Raw genomic sequence first — 14,801 nt, 5'->3', positions numbered from 1 at the left:
AACATTTACCTTAAAACGTATTACAACTTTTAAACATAACTAACACCATAATAACAATAGTTTTATTTTATATATAAAAAGAAGTTATTATTAATTGATTTGTTGAATGGATATCTTCGAAGAAATAAAAGCGAAAGGTTTTGCTGACGAATATATTGATCCGTCGCTTGATCTGTTTGCCGAAATAGAAAGACTTAAAAAGGAAAAAAATGCTGTTATACTGGCCCATTATTACCAGGAAGGAGATATACAGGATGTTGCCGATTATATTGGCGATAGCCTGGGCCTATCTCAGCAGGCAGCAAAAACAGATGCCAGCATTATTGTGTTTGCCGGAGTGCACTTCATGGCCGAAACAGCTAAAATATTATCGCCCAACAAAAAAGTTCTTTTACCGGATCTGAAAGCCGGCTGCTCGTTGGCCGACAGCTGTCCACCGCATTTGTTTAAAAAATTTAAGGAGAATTATCCTGACCATTTGGTGATCACCTATGTAAATTGTACGGCAGAGTTAAAAGCTTTAAGCGATATTGTTTGCACATCGAGCAATGCGGTACAGATAGTAGAGAGCCTGCCGCCAGAGCAAAAGATAATATTTGGGCCGGACAGGAACTTAGGTGCATGGGTAGCAAAAAAAACCGGTAGGGAACTGGTACTTTGGAATGGTGCCTGTATGGTACACGAGATATTCAGCCGTGAAAAGATAACCAGGCTAAAGGAACGTTACCCCAACGCAAAAATACTGGCACACCCTGAATGCGAGGAAGTTATATTACAACTGGCCGATTACATAGGATCTACCACCGGTATTTTAAAATATGCTACACAAAGTAGCGAAAAAGAGTTTATTGTAGCAACTGAGTCAGGTATATTACACCAGATGCAAAAGGACAACCCGGATAAAATATTTATTCCGGCGCCGCCCAATAATACATGTGCCTGCAACGATTGCCCGCACATGAAGCGCAATACGCTTGAAAAACTGTACCTGTGTTTAAAAAATGAAACGCCCGAAATAGAAGTGCCTGCCCACATCATTGAAAAGGCGGTAAAACCTATTGAGCGCATGCTGGAGATATCGGCAAGATTGGGGTTGTAGGTGATTCCACTGCGTCATTGCGAGGTACGAAGCAATCTCTGAACTATACTTACCATTTATGCTTAAATGGAGATTGCTTCGTACCTCGCAATGACGATTTTATAAATAAAAGATAATCATGTTCGAGAACGAAGAAAAAACCAATATAGAAAGCTTAGGTGAGTTTGGATTGATAAACCACCTTACAAAAAATATAACGCTTACCCAAAAGAGCACCGTAAAAGGTGTGGGCGACGATGCCGCGGTGCTTGATTTTGGAGGTAAGAAAACACTCATATCAACCGATATGCTTTTGGAGGGTATCCATTTCGATCTGGCCTATACGCCGCTTAAACATTTAGGTTACAAAGCCATACAGGTTAACCTGAGCGATATTTATGCCATGAATGGTACAGCCAGTCAGGTAACAGTTTCTATAGGTATGAGTAGCAAATTTCCTTTAGAGGCTATAGAAGAACTATACGAAGGTATTTACCTTGCCTGTGGAAATTATAACGTGGATATTGTGGGCGGCGACACTTCGGCATCTAAACAAGGTTTGGTCATTAGTGTTACCGCTATTGGTTATGCTGAAGAAAACGAGATTGTTTACCGTAATACTGCCGAGGAAGGCGATCTGATATGTGTATCGGGCGACTTGGGCGGTGCTTACATTGGTTTACAATTGTTAGAACGTGAGAAACTGGTATATATAGAAAATCCAAATATCCAGCCTGACCTGGAAGGAAAGGACTATATTGTAGAACGCCAGTTAAAACCCGAAGCGCGTAAAGACATCATTGATCTGCTAAAAGAATTGAAGGTTAAACCTACTTCGATGATAGATGTATCAGACGGTTTGGCATCAGAGATATTGCATATTTGCAAACAGAGTAATAAAGGTTGTAAACTTTACGAAGAAAAGATACCTATCGACCCGATGACCTATGAAACCGCCCGGGAATTTGGCCTTGACCCAACCGTGTGTGCGCTAAGCGGAGGCGAAGATTACGAGTTACTTTTCACGGTAAAACAAGCCGATTATGATAAAATAAAGCATAAAATGGACTTCTCTATTATTGGCTACATAACCGAGCCAAATGAAGGGTGCAGTTTGATAACAAAATCAGGCAACCTGCATGAGTTGAAAGCTCAGGGTTGGAATGCGTTTAACGCGCCTGCCCCCTGAAGCCAGGGAAATTCTTATTTAAACAACCTTTAGTCCATACTTAGCTAGCAAGCCCTCTAAGCCCGATGTTGAAAACATTGCCTTTTTAAGCACATTCAATTCCGGGTCGAGGATGAAATTGTAGGCAGTAGTAAAATTTACGGCCGAAAGATCGGTGCGATTAAATACGGCATCCAGCAGGTCGCTTTCATCAAATACTGACCCGGCTAAATTGGTTTCGGTAAAACTTACCTCTTTTAACGATGACTTTTTGAAACGTGTTTTCACCATCTTCTTACCTGCAAAGGAAGCATAATCCAGTATGCACGCATCGAAGTTTACACTAAATAAAAAATCTTGGCAAAGGCTGAAATTTACAGCCAAAATTTTGCAGCCTTTAAAAAAAACATCATTAAGGGTCGATGCATCAAACTTGATCATCGACAGATTGCACTCTTCAAATACACAATCAAGAAATTTATTATGAGCGAAGTTGCTGTTGCTGAAATCGCAATTGCGAAACGTACAGCTTTGAAACTCTTTGCGGTTTATAAAGGCGTCGTTTAAGATAGTTTTATCAAAGGTTATATCGTCGTAATGTAGCTGATCGAACATGGATATAAAGTTAACACGTTTAATAAATTAACGCCAGCCCAATTTTTATTATATATGTTTATACCAAATAAAAACTTGAAAAATAATATATGAAGCCTGCACTGAAAACTAAAAGCAAAATAGTGCTTACACTGCTGATTATATTGTTGCTTGTATCGTTACTTACCGTGTTTGGGGCACCTGCCTATTATTTGTGGTTACTTGCCGTATTGGTAACCGGGTTTCCATTACTTTTTATAGGCGTTACATGCATTTTATTAGCCAGCCTGTTCTGGATAAAAAAATACCGTGTTATTTCAACAATTATAGGTGTATTGGCCTTAATATTTTTTTGTTCGCCGGTTATGCGTGCTTGTTTGGTTTCTAAGGTTATAAGAACGGAGTTTAACGCTGCTTTTGGGTTAGGCAATACCCGTTTCACTGGCGATAAGAGCCAGCCGGTGTTCAGCTTTTCCGGGCTATTTAAAACGTACGGCATAAAACCGGGTGATTACAAGACATTTGCTTACGGTGGCGGCTCTACCCAAACACTTGATTTTTACCCTTCCCGCGTTGCAGGTAAAAGGCCCTGTATTATTGTAGTACATGGCGGATCGTGGAGCAGCGGCGACAGTAAGCAACTGCCCGAATTAAACAGTTTACTTGCACATGCGGGTTACAATGTAGCCTCAATCAATTATCGCCTGGCGCCAAAATTTCAGGCGCCCTTAGCTATTGCTGATGTTGAACAGGCGTTTATTTACCTGCGTAAAAATGCCGGCACGCTGAGCATAGACACCAATAACTTTGTGTTATTGGGCCGCTCGGCGGGAGCACAAATAGCACTGCTATCCGCATATAAGTACCCTCAAAACGGATTAAAAGGTGTGATAGATTTTTATGGCCCAGCCGATATGGTTTGGGGGTACTCGGTGCCGGCCAGTAAACTGATTATGGATTCGCGCGCGGTTATGGAGCGCTATCTGGGTGGCACTTATAAGACAGTTCCGGATAAATATTTTGCCAGCTCGCCTATCGAGTTCGTAAACAGGCAATCTGTGCCAACCTTGATTATTCATGGCGATAACGATGTACTGGTATCGCCCGTTCATAGCCAAAAACTCAATAAAAAATTGAGGGATAATGGTATTAAACATTATTATCTTAAACTGCCCTGGGCAACGCATGGTTTTGATTATAGTATCAACGGCCCGGCCGGGCAACTTTCAACCTACCTGGTTGAGCGGTTTATAAGCACTGTTTGTAAGTAACTTTATAATCCCGAATAATAATCATACCCCTGTTCGGCCCAGTAATCGGGTGGGCGCTGGTCGCTGAAGGTGATGCTGCCAATCCGTTTCAGGTTTTTTATTCCATATTTTACAGGGATGATCAACCGCAATGGCTGCCCGTGTTTAGGTGGCAGCGGCCGGGCGTTTACTTCGTAAGCCAAAAGGGTTTGCGGGTGCATGGCGCTGGGCATGTCAAGGCCAACATAGTATTTTTTATCAGGCGTAGCCAGGCCAACATACGCCAGTTGGGTTTGATCTTCAAGATTAAAGTGTTTAATAAAGTCTGTGAACTTCACCCCGCCCCAGTACGATATCTGATCCCAACCCTCTACACATTTAAAATCGAAAACTATCTCGGTCTTGGGTAACGATTTGAGATCATCCAACGTGATATTTAGTATTTCACCGGATTGTTTTTTAACAACCAGTTTCCAGTTCTGCAGGTCGGGCTGTCCGGCCGACCCTATATCGCTATTATGGCGCACCACTTTTGCTGCCATATGTTTAGGGTAGGTTTTAACCAGGTTATTATTGCTGAAAAAGTTTCTGAAGAAAAGCTCGGTTTTATTAAGCGCCCTGCGCAGCGGGGCCTTTGCTCCGGCGGTTACCGTGCGCATTTCTTTAGGCGAATTTTTTAGCCAGGCCCAACCCCCGTATGCAGCTCCGGATAGCAGGGCGAATGTACCGAACGAAACAAAGGTTCGGCGGTTTATTTTCTGCTCGATGGTGAGCGGCTTTTTGGGTTTCTTATTTTTCATCGGCCGCGGGTGTATTTATATGCTTTGGTTTTTGGTTAATAACTTCGAAGCCGGTGATCACTGATTGAAAGTTTCCCCAGCCGGCAAGTATTACCTGTATAACGTGCACTAAAAAGAACAATACATAGCCAATGGTTAAAACAAAATGTTCAATGCGCGCGGCATGGTAACCGCCGCAAAGCCAGGTAAGCGTATTAAATTGCACGGGCTTATAAATAGCAAGGCCGGTAATGAGCGAGCCAAACCCCATGATGATAATAGCCGTGTACGAAATGCGCTGCGCGGCATTGTACTTATTTTGCGGCGGCGCAATCTTACGGATATGCAGATCGTGCAGTATCACCTGCCAGGCTTCTTTAAACGAGTTGCGTTTGGGCACCAGCTGGCGCCATTCTCCCGAAAAGAGCGTGTACAATACATATAATGCGCCGTTGATGGTAAAAAACCACATAAATAAAAAGTGGAAAGCCATACCCTCGGCCAAGCGACGCGGGATATTAAAAGTAGTGTAAAACCAGTTCGGGAAAAACTTGATATAGGTATGTCCAAAAAGCGTAATGGAGTAAGTGTCGCTGGCCCAGTAAATAAGCATTCCGCTCCATATCATAACGGTAAGTATTGGGAAGTTTACCCAATGGCACCACCGCATTGCTAATGAGTGTTTCTCTTTTATCGATTTCATTCTCATCAATTATTTGCCACAGCGGTGCCCGGGAACGGCGCGCGCGTAGCGGCTGTTATTTCTCCAGTCTTAGCGTTTTGTGTAAAAGCTATCAGTTCGTATCCACTAGGCACAAAATTAGCCGGAAGCTCCATCATTATTGTACCCTCAGGTTTTTTACCTAACCGGACGCTCTTAAAATTATTTACTATTTGCACGTGCGATAAAACACGCCCGCCGTTCTCTCCGCTTTTTACAGTAGTTTGCGCTTGATTTTGAACAAGGGCCACTTGCAGCAAGCCATCATCAATTACTCCCGCTGTTTTATATTGCAGGGTGGCGCTATAACCATTAACAGATACGCCGCTTAAAGTTACGTGGGTTTTTGTATCTGTTAAAAGACCGGCCTGTATGGCATTTCGCAACGAGCCTTGCGCCGATCCAACAAATTCGATTTTTCCGTTAACAACGACTTGGGGGGTATACACGCCGCGTAGGTTCAGCCATTTTGCATAAGCGCTTTGTCTCCGGCTGTATTCAGCCTTGCTGAACACGTCTTTCCAGCCTAAACGATTCCAATAATCAACATGGTAAGCTAAAAGGTAAACCGGTTTACCGGTGCTCTCCTTCCGTATCTTAGCAAGCAATTCGTCGGCCGGGGGACAGCTTGAGCAACCTTCAGAGGTGAATAGCTCGACTACCGCAAACCCCTGGCTGTTGCTGATGATAGCCGGTTTACCCGTGTTCTTATTTACGAATGCCAATACAAGCACTGCAATGGCAAGGCATAAGATAACCGCATATATTTTGTTGGGTTTCATTAATGTTTTTTTGCGTAGTCGGTTGCCGGCCTTAATCCTTACAATAAATATTTAAATTTAAATGGGATTTAATAAATATACTAAATGTTACGGTTAGGTGATGAACCGGAATAAGAGCATAGATGAAATAAGTTGTAAGGATGCTGAGATTTTCACGACTAACACGCGTTAACTATGGATAATATAGAACTAATTGCCGAAGCCGCGCCGCTTAAACCCCGGGAGTGGGTTAGCGCCCATGCTGATTATTTATACGCCTATACCATTACGCGCGTGAACAACGAAGAACAAGCCCGCGACCTGGTGCAGGAAACCTTTTTAGCCGCGCTGGAAGGCATAGACAAATTTGAAGGAAAAAGCTCGGAACGGACCTGGCTTACTGCCATATTGCGCAACAAGATCATCGACACCTATCGAAAAAAAACAAAGGGGCTTAAAACACTTAGTATAAATGATACAGGCGCCGGCGAAACCGAATTTTTTTGGGACCAGGAAGGACACTGGCACCAGGAGCACTGGCCGGCACCATTTGGCATAGATGATACAGACCCGATGCTTACCAAAGAATTTAACCACATACTGCAAAAATGCATGCATAAGTTGCCGTCGCTTTGGCTATCTGTATTTACCATGAAACATATGGATGACCAAACAACCGACGTAATTTGTGCCGAATTGAAAATAAGCGCGTCTAATTTTTGGGTGATCATCCACCGCGCTAAATTAAACCTGAGGGCTTGTCTTCAAAAAAACTGGGTATAAAATGAATAAGCTGACAAAAATACTTTACAACTGCCGCAAAGCCACTTTCATGATCGAAAAAAGGATGGAACAGCCGCTTAGCTTTCAGGAAAATTTTGAACTGCGCCTGCACTTAATTACCTGCGGCGTGTGCCGGCTATATATCAAGCAAAGCCGGAAGATAGATATAATGGTTAAGCAATTACTCAAAAGCCCGCCGCCGTCAAATATTCGCCTGGATGATAATTTTAAAAGAGAGTTGAAACTGCGGATAGACAATGAACTGAATAAAAGTTAACCCCGCTTGTAAGGTTTAGTAATTACCTGCGACAAAGCCGGCAAATTAAAAAACCATAACAATGAAAACGTACCACAGATCAATTTTAAAAGGCACCGTATTAGCGGCGGCCATCGCCTTATGTTTTAGCCTTAATCTTCACGCAGGCACCATCAATCATTCTTTACCATCACTTACCGCCGTTAGCGATACCGGCAAAATGCAAAAGATGGATAAAATGAAAAAGAAGGATATAAAAATGAAGAAAAAGAAATCGGCTGGCACGGAGAAGTCTAAAATGGAAGCTGAAAAAGCGGATAGCAAAATGTAATTAACGAGCGAATTTTTTGTTAAAAACGAGGGGGTGCCAACCCTCGTTTTTTTAAAACTGTCAATTTTTGAAATAATGAAGAAATATATTTTAGCAGCCCTGGGGCTTATGTTCTCGGTGCAGATAATGGCGCAAGCCGGGTTAAAAATCGGCGATACAGCCCCCAACTTTTCAGCAAAAGATAATTCGGGTAAAACGGTTGATCTGAAAGAATTGCTCAGATCGCACAAGTCGGTGGTGTTATTTTTTTACCGCGGGCAGTGGTGCCCGTATTGCAACAAGCAAATGCAGCACATCCAGGATTCGTTGCAGCTATTAACCGATAAAAAAGCTTATGTAATTGGTGTAACGCCCGAAACCTCCGAGAATATCACCAAAACTGTGGCAAAAACAAAGGCGGCTTATTCTATCGTACAAGATAAAGGTTATGCCATTATGAAAAGCTATGGCGTAAATTATGTAATGGACGAAGCCACAGTTGCCAAATACAAGGGTTACGGTTTAGACATGACCAAGGCTAATGGCAATGCCGACAATGTGTTGCCCGTACCCGCAACCTATGTAATAAACAGCGCGGGTAAAATAGCATTCGTGCATTTTGATAAGGACTACAGCAAGCGCGCAGCTGTAAAAGATATTTTAGCTGTGCTTTAGTTTTAACTGTATTTATAATTGCCCGGGGATAGTTAATATCGGCCGGGCAATTTATTATCTTACTTTAACACCTCTCCAATAGCGGTACCTACATTTCCGTCGGGTGCCTGTATATGTAATAGCTGGGCAACGGTTGGCGCAATATCTGTCATATGCGTTTCGCGCGTGAGGCTGCCATGTTTAATTCCCCAGCCCATAAATACTAATGGTATATGCGCATCATACGGGTTCCAGGAACCATGGGTTGTACCTGTTTGCCCGCCGCTGAACCATCCGGGTTTCAAAATGATCTGAATAGATCCGCTGCGCTCAGAATTATACCCGTTTTGGATGCGTGTTCTAAGTTCATCGGGTATGGTAGCGGTCTGTACGCGCTCCATATCTATGGCGTGAGCAATTTGTGGCTCCTGTTGCAAAAACTGAATACAGTCGAACTTTAGAGCATCCGTATTCAACTTTTCTGTCTTGACAATTGTATTGTTAAAATTCACCTGGTAATTGCCCAGGTTTAGTATTACGCCTTTAACTTTATATTTATCCTCTAACATTTTGTTTAAGCGCGTTTGCAGGTCGTTGCCGTTCCAAACTCCTGCCGGGATATTATGGTCCGTTAAAAAATTAGGGTTATGAGCAGCGCCATGGTCAGCACTCAAAAAAACGGTATAGTTTCCTTTACCCAATTTGCCATCTAAATAAGTAAAAAAAGCGGCCAGGTCTTTATCCAGGCGCAGGTAGGTATCTTCAACTTCCACGGAGTTTGGGCCAAATTGGTGCCCAACGTAATCTGTTGACGAAAGACTTACCGCCAGGAAGTCGGTAACCGTGCCTGCGCCCAGCTTTTCATTTTCGATAGCGGCTTTGGCCAAATCGAGTGTCATACTATTGCCGTAAGGTGTAGAGCGGATCATCCCGGCCTTACCCTTGTACAGTTCTGATGTTTTTATAGGAAATACAGGGGCCGCAGCGCCTGAAAACTTACCCTCATATTTTGGGCTGTTATCGGGCGCGCTTTGCACATAGGTATCTATCGGATAAAGTGTGTTCCAATCCTGTTTTAAATATCTTTCAGCCGGCTTGCCGGCGTTAAAAGTTTTTACCCAGGAAGGCAGGTCGGTCATATAATACGTGCTGCTTATCCACGCCCCGTTAGCATCGTCAAACCAATAAGCCGCATTTGCCGCGTGGCCTGCCGGCAAAATACCACCACGGTCTTTTAATGCTATGCCGATAACTTTTGAACGGAAGTTAGTAGCTAACCTTAGTTCATCGGTAACGGTGCTTACCAACAAATTGCGTGGCGACATCCTGCCCGCCTTTGAATCGCTGCCGACTGATCGTGCCGTACTATCATCTGTGCAGTACATTGATTTGCCGGTGGCCTGTACAATAAAATCATTACCGGCTATGCCGTGTATAGCCGGGACCGAACCTGTGTAAATAGAGCTATGCCCAATGGCAGTAACTGTTGGTATATAAGGTATCAGCGTGTTTTCGCAAGTAAAACCTTCGTTGAGCATGCGTTTAAACCCACCGGTCTGGTACCTGTCGTAAAAACGATAAAGGTAATCCCATCGCATTTGGTCAACCACAATACCCACCATCAGCTTAGGGCGGGGCAGCATACTATTTGCAATTACCGGCGATTTTGCCGCATTGGTATGATGTTTTTTGTTTTGCCCCCACACACCAAAAACGGCGGCGGATAACGTTAAGGTAAGCAGTATTTTTATCTTCATAACAGATGAGTTTAATGGGCAAATATCACCATTGCAGTATTTAAACCATGTGATATTTATGTTACTTAATTAAAAAGCAAAGCTAAAATTAATTAAGAAAAGTGAGTAAACTGTGTTGGCTGGCAGTGTGCAGGTCCCGCCAGGCCCGGTTTATCTCGCTATCGGCCGATGCCGCCTGCAGCCCGCAGTAAGGATATAATTCATCCACACATTTACGGGATATGTTAGCCAGAACGCGGCTTGTGCTGCTTACAGCAGCCATGTTTTCTTCATTTTTTGGGTCGTTCCAGGAATTTTCAACGGCTGAAAAAAATGTGGCGCGCGCCTGGTCGTGCAATCCTATCGCATATCGCATCATCTCATTCATTACCGCCACATTTTCCGGTTTTATCCTGCGGATATTGTTGATCCGGCTTTCAAAAGCAGAAGCACACAGATCCATAAAATGAATGGCCATGCCCGAAAGATTTGCCGCCAGCGTAGCTTCGGCCAGTTGCAAAAACGGGTAAGTATACAATGGGGCATCTATTACAGTGGCTTCTGGGTCTATTTTAAAACAACGGGCTTTATCAACCCGTAAATCATTTACCATATAAGCGTCGCTGCCCGTAGCAATCATGCCCATATATTTCCAGCGGGGCTGTAGCGTTACATCTTTCCTATCCAGTACAAATGGTAATATCAAAGGTGTCCCGTCTTTATTCAGCACGGGGCTACCGTCATTCAAAATATCACAATTAACCGTAATATAGGTGGCATGGTGCACGCCGCTGGCATATTTCCAGCTGCCGTTTATAATGTACCCGTCGCCGGTAATGGTGGCGGTGCCAGTGGCCGCCCCACTACCCGCCAGGCACACGCGTTTATCGCTATAGATCTGTCGCGCGATGGCCGGCTCCATAAATCCGCCGAACCAGCCTGCACCGCAGCAAAGGGTTATCACCCAACCCAGGCTGCCATCGGCCCAGGCCAACGCTTCTTCCATTTTGACGAGTTGCGGCAACGGTGTTTCCGCGCCACCATACCGGTGTGGTGCCAACAAGTTAAACCACTGCTGCTCATAAATAAGCTGCAATTGTGCCGGATGCAACTTGCCCAACCGTTCTGCCTCCGGTGCATACTGCCGGATGATTTTAACCCAGTCTGTTTTTAATAACGTCGATGGATGTTCCATACTAAGCCTCCCAACCTCCACCAGTTGGCGGCGCGGTTTTTAAAGTTGTTAAATTCTCTTCCCCCTTCAGGGGTTTAGGGGGTTGCGCCATCTTTCGCCAATCAAAATAACCAAATACCGCTACTATGAACAGGATAATCGTAAGCAGCGCGAACATGGCCAGATTTTTATGATACAACAGTGGTATAGCAAACAGGTTGCTTATGTTTAGCAATATCCAATTTTCCACCTTGCGCCTGGCCAAAAGCCACATACCCGCCCATGCTGTTGATGATACCCACGAATCCCAGACAGGTACGGTCGAAGGGGTAAAGTTAACCAGCACCAGGGATAATATGCCCCACCCAACAAATACAATAAGCAGCGTTGTTATCCATTCGTGCCGTGTGGCGTAGCTTACCTTTACGGGGGGCTGGTCCCGTTTTTTTATCCAGTGGTACCAGCCGTAAACGCTCATTACCACATAATAGCCGCTCAAAAGGCATTCGGCATACAGGGTAGCATTCAGTAGCAGGTAAATAGAAATTAAAGTGGCGGCTATACCCGTTGGGTACAGCCACACTTTGTTTGCCTTTGCCAGTATCACTTCGGCCACACCCAAAATCACCGCGGTCCATTCCAGCCAGGTTGTCGCTTTTATCTGCTCCAGCAACAGGTCTATCCAGTGCTGCATCGGCCTAAAAACTAAAAGTTACCGATGCCAGGAAATTGCGCGTTGCCTGCGGGAAAAAGTAATTATAGTTAACCAGTGTCCCGCTATCCACTTCGGGGTAGGTAGCGCCGTTAGCCTCGTATTTCTTGCTGAAAACGTTGTTTACAAGCAAGCCGAGGTTTATGTTTTTGATAGCCTGTGTATGAATGTTGTAGCTTAGCCTTACATCATTTACAAAGTACGCTTTTAGCAACCGGTTAACCGCGTATGGGTTATTGGCAACATCGGGCGAGGTGCTGTAACCCACCGGGTTAATATTCCCGGTATTATCCAGGTATTGCTTGCTTACGTATTTGCTGATAAAGGCAATGCTGCCATTTTTTACCGGCGAATAAGCGATCTCGCTCCCCACGATCAACGAGGGCGAGTAGGCGATATCTGTTTTTTTAAATGATTGCGTAACCGGGGCAAGCGGGTTATAGTCGTCATCGTAGCTGGCCAGGGCAATATCCAGATCTTTAATTTTATTGGTGCTCAGGGTGGCATTAGCCGCCCAGCTTAATTGTCGGGTAATGTTTAGTCGTCCGTCGAGCTCGATACCCGCTCGGTAGCTGTTATCAACGTTAATGCGTGTGGCTCCGCCAACGTCGTTTAAAGCCCCGGTTAATATCAGCTGGTTTTTATACAGCATGTAAAACAGGTTGATACCGCCTTTAAATACATCGCCACTGGTGCGGTAACCGGCCTCAAAATCCTTCAGATTTTCGGCTTTGGGCCTACTTGCGGGGGTGCTTTCGGTATAGTCGTTACGGTTTGGTTCATGGTTACCCACCGCTATGGAAGCATAAATATTGTTATGTTCATCAAACTCGTAAGTGATGCCGGCCTTGGGGTTAAAAAAGTTCAGCGTGGCATTCTGCTGCACGTTGTTCAGGTTCCTGTCGAACCCTAAAAAGGAATAGTAAACCCTGCGGTACTGCATATCGGCAAAGAGGGTTGTGTTGCCCACTTTATATTCGCCGCGACCAAAAATGTTGAAGTCGTTCTTATCGGCATCATCGCGGTAATACTCGTAATTTGGCGGTATGCCCGCGCTTTGTTTGGTATAAATAATATTGCCGTAGTGCGCGCCGCTATAACGGTTATAAGCGCCGCCCAAAGTAAAATTGAGGTTGCTTTGTGCCTGGTATTTTAAGGCATAGGTTATGCCATAAAAATCATTATTCAGCCAAAGGCGGCGCACCAGGTCGGTACTGGTAATGGCTGTGCCTCCGATAATCATAGGCGTCAGATTATAGTCGGCAACATCAGCATCATTCTTATATTCCTCGTAATAACCAAACCCTTTTGTATAATGCAGGGCACCGCTAAAGGATAGCTTGTCCGACAGTTTTTGATCGTACAGTAACTGGTAGTGGTTTTGCTGATAGTTGTCTACCTGGTCTTTATAAAAAGTACCGTCGGTCATCAAACCCAGTTCGTTATAGGTGCGGTTATCTTTGCGGGTATCATCGCCGATAATATAATCGGGCACACCGTTCCACGCCTGGTAGGTGCGCTCGATACCCGAGAACACGTTAAGCCTTAACGTGCTGTTTTTGCCATAGTAAGCCCCGGTCAGGAAAAACGACCGCAGGCTTGACGACGCCCTGTCGATATACCCGTCAGACTTGATCCTCGACAAGCGGCCATCCACACTAAAATGCCCGCCCAATAAACCTGTGCCCAGGCTTACCGTGTTTTTCATGGTATTATACGACCCGACGGTTGTGCCGATATCCGCATAGCCGGTATCGCGGCGGGTAGCGGTTTGTATATTGATGCTGCCGCCGAAAGCACCCGCGCCGTTGGTTGATGTACCCACGCCGCGTTGCACCTGTATGTTGTTTACTGATGACGTAAGATCGGGCAGGTTCACAAAGAACGAGCCCTGGCTTTCGGCATCGTTTAACGGAATACCATTAATGGTGACGTTCACCCGTGTACCGTCGCTGCCGCGGATGCGGATGCCGGTGTAGCCAATGCCCGTGCCGCCATCAGAGCTTACCACTACCGAGGGTGTTTGGGCAAGCATGTACGGCAGGTCCTGCCCGAAATTGTTTTTCTGCAGGTCTTTTTTGCTGAGGTTGGTAAAAGCCGTTGGCGAGTTTTTGCCCGCGCGGGTGGCCGTTACCGTAACCTCTTCGGCGCTAAACGTAGTGTTGGTAAGAGCGAAGTTAATTATCCGGCTGCCGTTTAAAGTAATAGTTTGCGTGGTGGTTTGATAGCCGACATAAGTGGCCTTAATGGTGTAGGTGCCATTTGAAAGATCAGCAATCTGATAATTACCTTTTACATCGGCTTGTGTGTTAATGGCCGGGCTGGTAATGGTTACGGTTGCGCCGGGCAAAGCTTCGCCGGCTTGATTGGTTACTTTTCCGCTGATGGAAAATTGGGCCGATGCCAGGACAGGCAGCAGCAGGGCGCTCAGCGCCGCAAATAAGTTTTTCAATTTGTTGAACAATAAATTAGTTAAACCATCTGCTCACCAGGGTACAATGGCAGTACACTTAACTTGTTACCTCTCCCTACGCCGGCATTACCCGGATCAGGTGCATATTTAAGTCGTTAGTCGTAAGTTCTTAGTCCGAAGCCGATTTTTCGACTTAAGACTTAAAGCTTTAGACTTTGTACTCAAATAATGGGTTTGATCTCAGCCTGTCTTTCAGTTTTGATTGCTCAAAGCAAGGCACCCCTTGAGAATTATGTGGCAAATATAGGATTTGGTTTGAAAATATGATAAATAATTGTTTGCGACGGTAATAATAATGTAATGAAGTGCGCTTTAGCGAGCTGGATTTAAAGCGTATTACCACATCATAGCG

The 14,801-nt window shown here is 44.7% G+C and carries 15 protein-coding genes; 7 read left to right on the top strand and 8 right to left on the bottom strand.

Annotated elements, in window-relative coordinates; all coding sequences use genetic code 11:
* The first annotated feature begins 106 nt into the window (after window positions 1–106).
* Together nadA and thiL are read left to right on the top strand one after the other, a co-directional pair.
* Window positions 107–1,099, top strand: a complete 993-nt coding sequence (gene nadA / locus HDC91_RS16650) for a quinolinate synthase NadA (protein ID WP_183554084.1) — start codon at window positions 107–109, stop codon at window positions 1,097–1,099.
* A gap of 118 nt (window positions 1,100–1,217) precedes the next feature.
* A complete protein-coding gene (gene thiL, locus HDC91_RS16645) occupies window positions 1,218–2,267 on the top strand; it encodes a thiamine-phosphate kinase (RefSeq protein ID WP_183554082.1) in 1,050 nt (349 codons plus the stop codon).
* Window positions 2,268–2,285: 18 nt separating this feature from the next.
* On the opposite strand, the gene HDC91_RS16640 is transcribed toward thiL, so the two are convergent.
* Window positions 2,286–2,861: a pentapeptide repeat-containing protein gene (locus HDC91_RS16640; protein ID WP_183554080.1), complete on the bottom strand. Its 576-nt coding sequence runs from the start codon at window positions 2,859–2,861 to the stop codon at window positions 2,286–2,288.
* An 89-nt stretch (window positions 2,862–2,950) separates the two neighbouring features.
* Here HDC91_RS16640 and HDC91_RS16635 point away from each other — a divergent pair, with 89 nt between their 5' ends.
* Window positions 2,951–4,111, top strand: coding sequence for an alpha/beta hydrolase (locus tag HDC91_RS16635; RefSeq protein WP_183554078.1), 1,161 nt, complete (start codon window positions 2,951–2,953; stop codon window positions 4,109–4,111).
* Window positions 4,112–4,113: 2 nt separating this feature from the next.
* Here HDC91_RS16635 and HDC91_RS16630 read toward each other — a convergent pair whose 3' ends face one another.
* The 3 genes from HDC91_RS16630 to HDC91_RS16620 are packed head-to-tail and all read right to left on the bottom strand — an operon-like array spanning window position 4,114 to window position 6,372.
* Window positions 4,114–4,890: a molybdopterin-dependent oxidoreductase gene (locus HDC91_RS16630; protein ID WP_183554076.1), complete on the bottom strand. Its 777-nt coding sequence runs from the start codon at window positions 4,888–4,890 to the stop codon at window positions 4,114–4,116.
* Complete coding sequence (locus HDC91_RS16625) at window positions 4,880–5,572, bottom strand: cytochrome b/b6 domain-containing protein (protein WP_183554074.1); 693 nt, start codon at window positions 5,570–5,572, stop codon at window positions 4,880–4,882. Before HDC91_RS16625 ends, HDC91_RS16630 begins: the two co-directional genes overlap by 11 nt.
* A gap of 5 nt (window positions 5,573–5,577) precedes the next feature.
* The gene (locus tag HDC91_RS16620; RefSeq protein WP_183554072.1) at window positions 5,578–6,372 is read right to left on the bottom strand and encodes a thioredoxin family protein; all 795 of its coding nucleotides are present in this window, start codon (window positions 6,370–6,372) and stop codon (window positions 5,578–5,580) included.
* A gap of 174 nt (window positions 6,373–6,546) precedes the next feature.
* Here HDC91_RS16620 and HDC91_RS16615 point away from each other — a divergent pair, with 174 nt between their 5' ends.
* The 4 genes from HDC91_RS16615 (at window position 6,547) to HDC91_RS16600 (ending at window position 8,375) form a co-directional block, all read left to right on the top strand.
* The gene (locus HDC91_RS16615) at window positions 6,547–7,134 is read left to right on the top strand and encodes a sigma-70 family RNA polymerase sigma factor (protein ID WP_183554070.1); all 588 of its coding nucleotides are present in this window, start codon (window positions 6,547–6,549) and stop codon (window positions 7,132–7,134) included.
* Window position 7,135: 1 nt separating this feature from the next.
* The gene (locus tag HDC91_RS16610) at window positions 7,136–7,411 is read left to right on the top strand and encodes a hypothetical protein (protein WP_183554068.1); all 276 of its coding nucleotides are present in this window, start codon (window positions 7,136–7,138) and stop codon (window positions 7,409–7,411) included.
* A 61-nt stretch (window positions 7,412–7,472) separates the two neighbouring features.
* Entirely contained in the window at window positions 7,473–7,721 is a 249-nt protein-coding gene (locus HDC91_RS16605; RefSeq protein ID WP_183554067.1) for a hypothetical protein, read from the top strand.
* A gap of 75 nt (window positions 7,722–7,796) precedes the next feature.
* On the top strand, window positions 7,797–8,375 hold the full coding sequence (locus HDC91_RS16600) for a peroxiredoxin family protein (protein ID WP_183554065.1): 579 nt from the start codon (window positions 7,797–7,799) through the stop codon (window positions 8,373–8,375).
* Between the two features lie 59 nt (window positions 8,376–8,434).
* Here the strand turns inward: HDC91_RS16600 and pafA are convergent, their stop codons facing one another.
* The 4 genes from pafA to HDC91_RS16580 form a co-directional block, all read right to left on the bottom strand.
* Window positions 8,435–10,111 carry an alkaline phosphatase PafA gene (gene pafA, locus HDC91_RS16595; protein WP_183554063.1) on the bottom strand — a complete coding sequence of 559 codons (1,677 nt, stop codon included), beginning with the start codon at window positions 10,109–10,111 and terminating at the stop codon, window positions 8,435–8,437.
* Between the two features lie 88 nt (window positions 10,112–10,199).
* On the bottom strand, window positions 10,200–11,285 hold the full coding sequence (locus HDC91_RS16590) for an acyl-CoA dehydrogenase (RefSeq protein WP_183554061.1): 1,086 nt from the start codon (window positions 11,283–11,285) through the stop codon (window positions 10,200–10,202).
* Window position 11,286: 1 nt separating this feature from the next.
* Window positions 11,287–11,958 (bottom strand): nicotinamide riboside transporter PnuC, encoded by a 672-nt coding sequence (gene pnuC, locus HDC91_RS16585; RefSeq protein WP_183554059.1) that lies wholly within the window; start codon window positions 11,956–11,958, stop codon window positions 11,287–11,289.
* Window positions 11,959–11,962: 4 nt separating this feature from the next.
* Window positions 11,963–14,428 (bottom strand): TonB-dependent receptor, encoded by a 2,466-nt coding sequence (locus HDC91_RS16580; RefSeq protein WP_255476764.1) that lies wholly within the window; start codon window positions 14,426–14,428, stop codon window positions 11,963–11,965.
* Window positions 14,429–14,801: the final 373 nt, after the last annotated feature.

This window comes from Mucilaginibacter sp. AK015 (genome assembly GCF_014200785.1).
In the GTDB taxonomy this organism is placed as follows: domain Bacteria; phylum Bacteroidota; class Bacteroidia; order Sphingobacteriales; family Sphingobacteriaceae; genus Mucilaginibacter.
This window is presented reverse-complemented; position numbering and strand designations above follow the sequence as displayed.